General features: G+C 69.9%; 7 protein-coding genes. 4 read left to right on the forward strand and 3 right to left on the reverse strand.

The genetic code is table 11. From position 1 onward, the window contains the following. Positions 1–178: 178 nt before the first annotated feature. Entirely contained in the window at positions 179–1,828 is a 1,650-nt protein-coding gene (locus tag ACWCOV_RS41175) for an FAD-dependent oxidoreductase (RefSeq protein WP_449834824.1), read from the forward strand. Beyond that, positions 1,828–3,216, forward strand: coding sequence for a sensor histidine kinase (locus tag ACWCOV_RS41180; RefSeq protein ID WP_449834825.1), 1,389 nt, complete (start codon positions 1,828–1,830; stop codon positions 3,214–3,216). Before ACWCOV_RS41175 ends, ACWCOV_RS41180 begins: the two co-directional genes overlap by 1 nt. Positions 3,217–3,229: 13 nt before the next feature. On the opposite strand, the gene ACWCOV_RS41185 is transcribed toward ACWCOV_RS41180, so the two are convergent. Continuing rightward, positions 3,230–3,778, reverse strand: coding sequence for a hypothetical protein (locus ACWCOV_RS41185; RefSeq protein ID WP_449834826.1), 549 nt, complete (start codon positions 3,776–3,778; stop codon positions 3,230–3,232). Between the two features lie 95 nt (positions 3,779–3,873). Next, positions 3,874–6,438 carry an MXAN_6230/SCO0854 family RING domain-containing protein gene (locus ACWCOV_RS41190; RefSeq protein ID WP_449834827.1) on the reverse strand — a complete coding sequence of 855 codons (2,565 nt, stop codon included), beginning with the start codon at positions 6,436–6,438 and terminating at the stop codon, positions 3,874–3,876. A gap of 396 nt (positions 6,439–6,834) precedes the next feature. On the opposite strand from ACWCOV_RS41190, the gene ACWCOV_RS41195 reads away from it, so the two are divergent. Further along, positions 6,835–8,109: an MFS transporter gene (locus tag ACWCOV_RS41195; protein WP_449834828.1), complete on the forward strand. Its 1,275-nt coding sequence runs from the start codon at positions 6,835–6,837 to the stop codon at positions 8,107–8,109. Between the two features lie 36 nt (positions 8,110–8,145). Here the strand turns inward: ACWCOV_RS41195 and ACWCOV_RS41200 are convergent, their stop codons facing one another. After that, a complete protein-coding gene (locus ACWCOV_RS41200; protein WP_449834829.1) occupies positions 8,146–8,343 on the reverse strand; it encodes a DEAD/DEAH box helicase in 198 nt (65 codons plus the stop codon). A gap of 177 nt (positions 8,344–8,520) precedes the next feature. On the opposite strand from ACWCOV_RS41200, the gene ACWCOV_RS41205 reads away from it, so the two are divergent. Next, positions 8,521–9,798, forward strand: coding sequence for a GGDEF domain-containing protein (locus ACWCOV_RS41205; RefSeq protein WP_360527322.1), 1,278 nt, complete (start codon positions 8,521–8,523; stop codon positions 9,796–9,798). Positions 9,799–9,849: the final 51 nt, after the last annotated feature.

Raw genomic sequence — 9,849 nt, forward strand, 5'->3', positions numbered from 1 at the left:
GACGCGATCCGCGCCGGCAACGGTCACGCGGCCGCCCGGATCGCCCGGCAGAACATGTACGACTACTACGCGAGCTACGTCCCCGAGGAGGACCGCGAAACCCTTCGCGCACTGATCGACGACTAGATCTTCTCGTGTCATGCTGGCGTGATCGGTTCACTGCTGTGGGGGGCACCGCGTGACCAAGCCAGCGATTCTCACCGTCGACGACGACCCGATGGTCTCGGCGGCCATCTCCCGTGACCTGCGCCGGCGGTACGGCGACGACTACCTGGTCGTGAAGGCGACGTCGGGCGCGCAAGCCCTGGCAGCGTTGACGAAACTCGCGTTGCGTAACCAGCCGATCGCGCTGATCGCCACCGACCAGCGGATGCCCGGCATGACCGGTATCGAACTGCTCGAACGCGCTCGCGAACAAGCACCGACCGCGAAGTACTTGTTGCTCACCGCTTACGCCGACACCGACGTCGCCATCAAGGCGATCAACGACATCGGCCTGGACTACTACCTGCTCAAGCCCTGGGACCCGCCGGAAGACCAGCTGTTCCCGATCGTCGACGACCTGCTCGGCGACTGGCAGCAGGCCAACCCCGAGCACACCTCCGACGTGCGGGTGGTCGGCAACCGCTGGTCCGACCGCGCCCACGAGATCAAGACGTTCCTGGCCCGCAACCACGTTCCGTACCGCTGGTACGACGTAGAGCGCGACGCCGAGGGACAACGGCTCCGCGACCTGGCCGATGCCTCGGACAACGACCTCCCACTCGTCCTGATCCCCGACGGCGACACGCTGCGCGCACCGTCCACGATCGACCTCGCCTCCGCCCTCGGTCTGCGAACCCGCGCCGAGCAGCCGCTGTACGACGTCTGCATCGTCGGAGGTGGACCCGCCGGACTGGCCGCCGCCGTCTACGCGGCCTCGGAAGGCTTGAGCACGGTCATCGTCGAGCGCGAGGCGCCCGGCGGTCAGGCCGGACTGAGCGCCGCGATCGAGAACTACCTCGGCTTTCCCCGCGGCCTGACCGGCTCCGACCTTGCGGCGAGAGCCGTCGCGCAGGCCTCCCGCTTCGGCGCGGAGATGGTGCTCGCGCGCAGCGTCGTCGGCCTCGAGTCGCGCGGTCCGGTGCACGCCGTACTGCTCGAGGAATCCGGCGAGATCGAGGCTCGGGCGGTGATCGTCGCGACCGGCGTCTCGTACCGCAGCCTGGACGTCGACGGCCTCAGCGCCTTCACCGGACGCGGCGTGTACTACGGAGCGACGGCCAGCGAGGCGGCTCAGTGCCAGGACGACGAGGTGTACATCGTCGGCGCCGCGAACTCAGCCGGCCAGGCTGCGCTGAACCTCGCCCGGTACGCCAAGCGAGTCGTGCTCCTGGTCCGCGGCGAAACGCTGACCACCTCGATGTCGCGCTACCTGGTCGACAAGATCTCCGCTGCCCCGAGCATCGAGGTCCGCTGCCGCACCGAGGTGATCGGCTGCGGCGGCGACGGCCACCTGGAGTCGCTGAGTCTCGTCGAGCGGTCCTCAGGACGGGTCGAAGAGGTGCAGGCGAGCTGGCTGTTCGTGTTCGCCGGGGCGTCGCCGCGGACCGACTGGCTGGGTGACTCGCTGGTCCGCGACGGCAAGGGTTTCGTCGTCACCGGCCCGGAGCTGGTCGCGATGGACCGCTGGCCGTTGCCGCGACCGCCGTACGTGCTGGAGACGAGTCGGCCAGGTGTGTTCGCGGCCGGCGACGTCCGGCTCGACTCGATGAAACGCGTCGCGTCCGCCGTCGGCGAGGGCGCGATGTCGGTCTACCTCGTCCACCGCTACCTTGCGACGATCTGATGGACACCGACGACCTGCGCGGGATCCCGCTCTTCGCCGGCCTCACCGACGAGCAGCTGGGCGAGCTGATCGCGGGCAGCACCGAGGTCCCGGTCGAGCCGGGCGTCACTCTGTTCCACGAGGGCGAGCCGGCCGACTTCTGGTGGGTGCTCGTCGAGGGTGCGATCGCGCTGCACCGCCAGATCGGGCGCGAGGACACCGTGATGGGCAAGATCGACGTACCGGGTCGGTGGGCCGGCGGGTTCCGGGCCTGGGACGAGCACGGCGTCTACCTGGCGTCCGGCCGTGGGATCGCCGACGGGCGGGTGCTCCGGGTGCCGGCCGCCGTACTGCGGGATCGGATCGACGACTGGTTCCCGCTCGCCGGGCACCTGATCAAGGGCGTGTACGGGACCGCCCGCGCGATCGAGTCGACCGCGCGGCAGCGGGACTCGCTGATCACGCTGGGAACGCTGGCCGCCGGGCTGGCGCACGAGATCAACAACCCCGCCGCTGCGGCTTCGCGCTCGGTCAGTGCGCTCGACACTGCGTGTGCGTCGTTGCTGTCCGCGCTGCAGGGACTCGCGGAGGGCGAGATCACGGCCACTCAATTCAGCGCGCTGGACGAGCTGCGCCTGGAGCTGACCTCCTCGGGTACGCCCGCGCCGGACCCCGTCGACCTGGCCGACGCCGAGAACACGATCTCGGAATGGCTGGATCGGCGAGACGTCGAGAAGGACTGGCTGATCGCGCCGCCGTTGGCCGCCGCCGGAGCCTCGGTCTCCTGGTGTGAGCGCGCGGCCGAGGTGCTCGGCGACGCCTTGGAGCCTGGGCTCGAATGGGTGTCGAGCACGCTCGCCGTGTCGACGTTGCTCGGCGAGGTGAAGGAGTCGACCCGGCGGATCACCGAGCTCGTCGCGGCAGTCCGGTCGTACTCGCAGATGGACCGCGGATCGCTGCAGACGATCGACGTCACCGAAGGCATCGAGAGCACGCTGGTCATGCTCGGCCACAAGCTCCGCGACGGGATCGAGGTCGTTCGCTCGTACGGCGCTGACGTACCCCGGATCGAGGCGTACGCCGGTGAGCTCAACCAGGTGTGGACGAACCTGATCGACAACGCGGTCGACGCGATGCAAGGCGCCGGCACGCTGCGGATCAGCACGCGCACCGACGGCGACCGGATCGTCGTGGAGTTCACCGACACCGGGCCCGGTATGCCGCCGCAGGTAATCGCGCGGGCGTTCGAGCCCTTCTACACGACCAAGGACGTCGGCAAGGGCACCGGACTGGGGCTCGACATCGCCCAGCGGATCGTCGCCGAGCACCACGGCGGGACGATCACGATCCAATCCCACCCAGGCGAGACGACGCTGTCGGTCCGGCTGCCGCATCAGCCGGCCCGATGATCCGCCGTACCGCTCAGGTGTCGTGCTCGAGGATCCGGACCCGGGGAACCTTCAGGGCCCTGCGGGCCTTGGTGGTCCAGTCGGAGCAGAGGAACTTGGCCGCGGTCTCCGGCCAGGCGACCACCACGACCTCGTGGCTGTTGGTGCGCTTGACCAGGGTCTGGAGGGCCAGCAGGACCTCGCCGTGCGTGATCGCCACGTTGACCGGGTAGCCGCTGGCGGCCCGGAGGTAGCGCGAACTGTGTTCGATCACCGAGGCCAGGTCGACATCGGGGTCGGCCAGCGTGGCTGTCGGTGTCCGGCTCGGTGCGGCCGGCGGGGTGACCCGGGCCGACGGGACGGTGGCGGACCCGACCACGGCCGCGGAGCCGGTCATCCCGGCCACGTCCGCGAACGTCGAACCCAGCAACGCCATCGGACCACCGAGCGCGCTCTCCGGATGGCTGGAGACGAGCAGGTGGTATTCGACTGGCTCTTCGTACCTTGCGTGCAGGGCGGCAACGCGGCGCGCGTCGCCCTCGCTCATCTCCCGCTCGATGAGCACCACCACGTCATACGTCATTCGTGGCTCCCTTCGCGGTCAATTCCGTTGTACCCCCGCAGCGCGGCCAGCCAAAGCATCCGGCCCCGCAGCGTCACAGAATTGTCAAAGTCCGCTCAGCTCGGCAGGGCGGCGGGAGCGTGGGCCCGGGTGTCAGGAGCGAGCGCGCTCAGCAGTTGCGGCGCGTCGATGAGCGTGTGGGTCGCCGGATCCAGCAGCTGGGGATGCAGCGCGAAGACCTGCGCACCGGCGCGCGGCGTGATGTCCGCGGTGAGTACGGCGGCGAAGTCGGCGCGATCCGCCGCGTCCTGGTCCCAGGCGCGGTCCGGCTCCAGGCGTGCGGTGAGCCGGCGGGCGAAACCCGAGAGATCCTCAGCCGGATCCCGCAGGTAGCCGACGACTGAACCGTCCGCACAGCGGACAACGACCTCGTCGGTCCGGGCGGCCGCGTGCCAGCAGCAGATCTCCCACAGGCTGACCCGGTCGCCGGCGCCGTGCACCTCCTCCATCGTCGCCGCCATCAACGCCAGGTGGCCGCCGTACCTCGCGATGTTGTGGCCGTAGCCGGCCGCGCTGAGGTTCACGTCGTACCAGCGCAGGTCCTTGGTCTGCAGGTCGACGCCGAACGGGAGCAGGATCTTCGCCGGACCGGCCAGGTCGAACCGCTCCTCGACCGCGGCCGGGTCGAACAGCCCGGTCGGCTGCCGCATCACCCCGACGAACCCGCGCTCGAGCTCGTCGAACGGGACGTTGTTGTAGCTGAACACCACCGGCAGCACGTAGCGGCCGCCGACCCGGCGCACCGCCCGCAGGTCCAGGTCGACGAACTCCGTCGACCCGTGCGGCCCCGGCGCCGAGGTCAGGTCACCCGAGTGCACCAAAGCGTCCTGGTCGAACCGCAGCCGGGTGTAGTCGCACAGCCCGACGAAACCCCACTCCTCGTCGAACACCGCGACCGACAGGTCGAGATCCACCCGCCGCCCGCGCGGCTCGACCCAGTGCAGGAAGAGCCGCAGCAGCTCGTCCTGCGGGATCGGCACCGCGCTCCCCCGCGTCATCCGCAGCAACGTCGACGACGCGCTCCGCTCCGCACCGGGCGCCGCGAGCCGGGCCAGGTCCTCGTCCATGAACACTCGCCGCAGTCTCGGCAGATCCGTTGCCCGCCGCAACATTTCGCCGACCAGAACGCCGGACAGCGCGGCGGCGAGGTCGGTCGGCAACGGCTCGCGTTCGTCCACCTTCGTCCAGATCCGCGCGGTCCCACCCCGCGGGAAGAACAGTCGCAGGTCGCCGGGTGGCGTACGGACCTGACCGAGCGCCGCGGTCAGCACGACCGGCGACACGTCCGAGACCGCGGTCGCCACCGCGTCCACCAGCGCACCGTGCTGATCGGCCGGCAGCACGCGCGCCAGGTGGACCAGTCGGCGCACCAGGTCTCCGGGGCGTTGCCGCAGCAGGTCGAGCGCGTGGGCCGGCCGGGACTCCAGCGCGGCCTCGACCCGAGACGCGAACGTGCTGGTCGTCAGCCGCCCGTTTTCCAAACGCACGAAGGGATGCCGCGCGGCCTCCCCCGCGACGGCTCGCCCTGCCGCGGTGTTCAGGTCCACGTCGGTACGGCGCAGCACGGCAAACGCCAGCGCGGCGAGCGGATGACGGGCGGCGAACTCGAACGGGTGCAGGTTCTCCGCGACTCGCTTCCAGGCTCGCTCGTGCCGGCGCAGGTCCTCGATCAGCGTCTCGGCCGGCAGCCGGTCGAGCCGGGCCAGCACGAGTCGCCGCGTTGCTCGCGGCAACGACTTCCGGCGGAGCGGTGGCGTGCGCAGACCTGGGTCGGCGTCCATCAGAGCGTACAGCAGCCGCAGCACGTCGGTGGCTGTCCCGGCGCGGTCGATCAGCCCGGGGTGCTCGTCGAGGAAGTGGGCCAGGACCAGCGCCCGGGTCTCCCGGACCGGGATCTCGTCGGGCAGCCAGGAGGGGTCGGCGTCGGCCAGCAACACCAGCAGGTCGGCGCGATCGGCTGCGGACAGCGGCGAGCGCCGTACCAACAGAGCAGAGACTGTCGACTGCAACGCGTCGGCGGGAGCGAGGGTCAGCAACCGCAGACGGTCCGACCGCACGTGCGCGGGTTGCACCTCGTCGAACGACGGCTTCAGGAACGGGTCGTTGGGGTCGATCCGGCGCAGGCACAGCGGGCACGCACTGAAGTCGGCCCCGTCCCAGCACGTCCGGCAGACCAGGTGAGCACACGGCGAGACCGCGTGCACCGACTTGGCGTCGCCGCAGAGGACGCAGGGCTGCTCCGGCTCCTGCAGCAGTCGCGCGAAGATCCGGTTGATGTAGAAGGTCTCGGTGTTGCCCGGCACGCTCTCCGGGAAGCCGCGGAACAGCGGCACGTGCTGCTCGTCGTGCCCGGACTCCGCGTCGAGCAGGTCGAGCAACGCGCGACCGAAGCCGGCGAGCGCGGGCGCCGACAGGCCGGAGCAGTGCCGGTACAGCCCGACCGACAGCAGGAAGCCGCGCTGGACCAGGTCAGCCTGCAGCGCGGACAGCCCCGACTGGATGGTCAGCGGCCGGCGCAGCCACTGCCACGCGGACCGCCGCACCGGAGGAGTCAGGCCGGCCGGGTCGACCATGCGGCGACGGCGCAGCAGTACGGCGGCCTGCGCGTGCTCGTCCGGCATGGCGGCTCCTCCCGGCTGGGCTCGTGGATGAACGCGCCAGGGGCGGAGAGTGGACGCGCTACTTGGCCTGGTGAAGGAGAAGGAAGCACGTCCAGGAGCCGCCCCTGGCACTGAGAACGCTACCGGGCGCCACCGACAGTTTCCGGCGCCCCACAGGCCGGACAAAGAAGAGCTCCGGTAGCAGGGTCGGGGCCGCCCCGCCCAGACCCCGCTACCGGAGATCTCCAGAGTAGAACGTTCATCCAAACCGGGCGCCACCGGGTTCACGATCTGGCACTGATTTGCCGCGAACAAACCTTTGAACCAGCCCGATCGCCGCGGAGGGAAACCCTTTCAGTTACAGGCGGCAGGTGTCAGGACACGGATTGTGGTTAAGGTCTTGGTATGGAGGGTGGGGTGATCGAACGTGCCCGCTGGCGCGACGTCTTCGGGCACGCGGAGTTCCGAGCGCTGTTCCTGGCCGGTGTGTTGTCCGTCGCGGGCGACCAGCTGGCCCGGGTCGCGCTGTCCGTGCTGGTCTTCGACCGCACGAACTCCGCCGGCCTCACCGCACTGACGTACGCGCTGACCTACGTGCCCGACCTCCTGTTCGGGCCGCTGCTGGCCGGGTTCGCCGACCGCTACCCCCGCCGCGCTGTGATGATCGTCACCGACCTGGCGCGGGCAGTTCTCGTTGCAGCCATGGCGATTCAGGCGCTGCCGCTGCTGGTCGTCATCCTGCTCCTGCTCGGACTGCAGGCGTTCGGGTCGCCCTTCAACGCGGCACGGGCCGCGACGCTCCCCGCCGTACTGCCCGGCGACCACTACGTGCTGGGCAAGGCTGCGAACGACATGGTCGTGCAGTTCAGTCAGGTCCTCGGCTTCGGCACCGGCGGCGTGATCGTGGTCGCGGTGGGCACGTCCGGAGGCCTCCTGCTGGACTCCGCGACCTTCCTGCTGTCCGCAGCTCTCATCGCCTTCGGCGTACGGAGCCGTCCAGTGCCTGCGCGTGGCACAAATGCGCCACAGCGCAGCTACTTCAAGGACCTCGGCGCCGGCTTCACACTGGTCGCCCGTACGCCGAAGCTGCGCGCACTGATCGTGCTGGCGACGATCGCGGGGTTCTACGTGACCGTCGAGGGCCTGGCGGTCCCCTACGCCCACGAGATCGGCGGAGGGCCGGAGGCAGCCGGCCTGCTGCTGGCCGCGAGCCCAGCCGGGGCTGTGGCCGGCATGTGGCTGATCACGTTGTGGCCGCCGGAGAAACGGATGGGGTTCCTCGGTCCACTGGCCGTGCTGGCCTGTGCGCCGCTGATCGTCTGCTTCCTCGCGCCTGGGCTGCTGCCGACGGTGGCGCTGTGGGCTCTGTCCGGCATGGCGTCGGCTTACCACCTACCGACCAGCGCAGCCTTCGTGCAGGCCGTGCCGGACGGACAGCGTGGGCAGGCTTTCGGGGTCGCCAGCATGGCGCTGAAGGGCAGTCAGGGCCTCGGCATCCTGCTTGCCGGACTGATCGCGGACCAGTACTCGCCGTCGTTCGCGCTGGGCGTCATGGGCGCGGTCGGCGCGGTCGCGGCCCTGGCGGCGGGCACCGCCTGGACAAGGGCCCGCCGGCCCGGGACCGGCGCCCTCCAATTGGGGCCGGACGAGCTGTCCGGAGATTCAGGGAATATCCCCGGACGGGCTTCGTAAAATGTCGGTAAAGAAATTTCGGCAATAAGTGTCAGGTCACCACTCGTTACCGGTGGTGAACCACTCGTTACCGGATCCACCCGGCCGCCGCAGCCACTCGTTGCCACTCTGCGTGAACCACTCGTTCCCACCGTGGAACCACTCGTTCCCACCGTGGAACCACTCGTTGCCGGTCCCGGCGAACCACTCGTTGCCGCCGTGGAACCACTCGTTGCCGGTGCTGATCTTCGACATGGTGCTGGATCCTTCCGTCGCCATCGTCAGATGGATTTCCGCGGGCCTGGGGATGACCTCGCGTGAACAGGCAGTTACTATTACGGAATAACCGTTCAGGTCGATCCGTGTGAGGCCACCATGATTCTGATCGGTCGGAGCAATTGGGTGCCACCCCGCCGATGGAAGCTCTGGTCGTTGCCCCGCCCTGCGCTGAGCTACGTGCTCGGCGTGGACGCGATTGCAGTCACGATCACCGCCTTGGCTCTGGCCTCGACGATCTCCGGCGCCCGAACCGGCGTCAGGCCGACCGAGTGGGTCGCCTTCGCCGTGCTGGCGGCCGCCTCGGTGCTACACCTGGAGTCTGCCCGCGGAATCGAGCGCCGACGCGAGATGGCGGCGAACACTTCGCCGTACACCAACCTGAAGAGCCTGTGGGTCTTCGCCGGCCTGCTGCTGCTCCCGCTCAGCCTGGTGGTCGCGCTGATCGTCGTGTCGTACGGATACTCCTGGATCCGGGTCTACGGGCGGACCATCGCGCACCGCAAGGTGTTCTCGGCGAGCACGTTCATCCTGGCCAGCGCCGCGGCTGCCGGTGTGCTGCGCGGTGGCGGTCTGCTGACCGAGCCTAGGGTGCCGACCGGGCCGTGGACGCTGCTGGTCGTGATCGGCGCGGCCGCGACGTGGTGGCTGGTGAACTTCGCGCTGGTGATCGGCGCGATCCTGCTGTCCTCCCCCGACGCCACCGCCCGTGGCGCTCTGGGCGACCTCGCCGACCAGCTCGTCGTGGTGGCCGGGCTTGGGCTCGGTGTGGCGGTTGCCGCGCTGCAGGCGTCGTACCCGTGGGTGGTGCCGATCCTGATGGTGACGGTGCTGGCGCTGCACCGCGATCTGCTGCTCCCGCAGTTCCAGCGGGCGGCCGGCACGGACGTGAAGACCGGTCTGGCGACTCCGGCGTACTGGGCCAGCGCCGTACCGGCTGAGCTGGCTCGGGCGGAGACGCTGCGCAGCTCGGTCGGCCTGCTGATGCTGGACCTGGACAAGTTCAAGGAGATCAACGACACCTACGGCCACCCGGCCGGGGACCAGGCGCTGCGTGCGGTCGGTGAGAGCGTGCGCGCGGAGGTCCGGCAGGGCGACCTGGTCGCTCGGGTCGGTGGAGACGAGCTGGCTGTGCTGCTGCCGGGCGCCTCGGAAACCGAGGTGCTGGAGGTGGCCGAGCGGATCCGTGACCGGCTCAGCACGCTGAGCGTCTCGGTGGACACGGTCACGGCGTCTACTGCGGTGATCACCGGCGTACCGGCGTCGTTCGGCGCCGCGGTGTATCCGGATGTCGCGGACACCATGGACCAGCTGGTGCTGGCGGCGGACAACGCACTACTCAGTGCGAAGCGGGACGGGCGCAACCGCATCGTCGCAGCCCGCCCCACCCCGCCCGCCGTCACCGACCACTCCGACCAGCCGGTCGGCGACTAGCTGTACTCGGTCATGAGGTTGGTGACAGTCGGCTGGTGGGTGGTTGGCCGC

This window comes from Kribbella sp. NPDC002412, from assembly GCF_053592935.1.